Origin of the sequence: Pseudomonas emilianonis (assembly GCF_023072625.1) — a bacterium.
Taxonomy (GTDB): Bacteria; Pseudomonadota; Gammaproteobacteria; order Pseudomonadales; family Pseudomonadaceae; genus Aquipseudomonas; species Aquipseudomonas paraveronii.
This window is the reverse complement of record NZ_JAKNRV010000669.1, coordinates 1-1,273: the sequence shown is the minus strand read 5'-3', so window position 1 is coordinate 1,273 and position 1,273 is coordinate 1. Positions and strand designations below refer to the sequence as shown.

The window sequence follows — 1,273 nt, the reverse complement described above, 5'->3', positions numbered from 1 at the left end:
AACCCGTGGGCTGCTGCGCCAGCCGCTGTTTATCGCGGCGGCAGCCTACTCGCTGCTGGCGGCGATCATCACACTCTCCTGGCGCTGGCCCGAGGTGCATGACGCACTGATGCCCGCGTGGCTCAGCGACCTGCTGTACCCCATCAGCAAAACCGACCTGTCGCCGGTGCGCCTGGTGCACTTCCTCGCGTTGGCCTATGTCACCGCCAAGCTCTTGCCCCATGCCGGCTGGACCCGCCATTGGCTGGCGCAACAAAGTTGCCGCATGGGCCGCTATTCCCTGGAGGTGTTCTGCCTCGGCGTACTGCTGGCGCCGCTGGCGGACATGCTCAATGCCCTGGCCGGCGATGCGTTGGCCATGCAGTTGTTCAGCGCGTTGGCAGGCGTGGCGTTGATGGGCTTTCTGGCGACCTGGCTGGAATTCAACAAGCGCCTGGACAGTTCCTTGCAAGGCCGTCGCTCAGTGCCCACGTCGTCATTAAATAGTTAGCCCCGGCAGTTTTCGCGTCGATGCTTCCATGCCCTTCCACTTATCGTGAAAGGTCATGGCACATGTCCACTTATCAACTGCTCAACGGTTTGTCAGGGAACCTGCAGTCCCGCAGTTCCTGGTCACGCCAACAAGCCCTTGAGCAGATCCAGCACAACGTCATTCAAGCCATGAGCAGCTTGAACCCAGCGCAAACCGCCCGCTACGTCAGCTTGCAACGCGAGGCACTGAAAGCCCTGGCGGCTCTGGAAGCCGCCCAGCAAGCGCTGACCCGCGACTTCAAGACCCAAGGCCTTGCGCAACTGCGGGAAAAAATCGGCGGGCGCGATCCCGAGCAGTACACCCTTTTCACCCGGTTCAAGGAAAAACGCGAGCGGGGCTTTCCCTGGGACCCGCCGGACCCGCTTGCCCCGATCGGCTACATGCCTATTCCCAAGGGCGCCAATCGTGCGCGACGAGCCGAGTACGACTTTCACTACATTCACCACCTCAAGCACATGTCGCTGTGGGAGGCGGCGTGCCTCAACTACGGCTTCACCCATTCCATCCCCGGCGACTCGGGTTTCAGCCTGGTGGAAGCCAGCTATATCGTGGGGCCGGACAACGACCGCAGCCTGAGCGCAGTCACCTTCATCGAAGCCGCCCGCGCATTGGACCTGGGCGCACAGTTGCGCAACAAAGCCCGCACCGCCCCGCACCATGGCCGCCACCTGCATAACCCCAATAACAACAGGTCCAACGCCATGAGCACTTTTCACCCTCGCCAGCTATTGCTGGCCACCG

General features: G+C 62.1%; 2 protein-coding genes. Both read left to right on the top strand.

The window, feature by feature from the left end; translation table 11 throughout:
- A partial coding sequence (opgC, locus tag L9Z73_RS30705; protein ID WP_247408720.1) for an OpgC domain-containing protein occupies positions 1-490 on the top strand: 490 nt, incomplete at its 5' end.
- A 62-nt stretch (positions 491-552) separates the two neighbouring features.
- A partial coding sequence (locus L9Z73_RS30700) for a hypothetical protein (RefSeq protein WP_247408718.1) occupies positions 553-1,273 on the top strand: 721 nt, incomplete at its 3' end.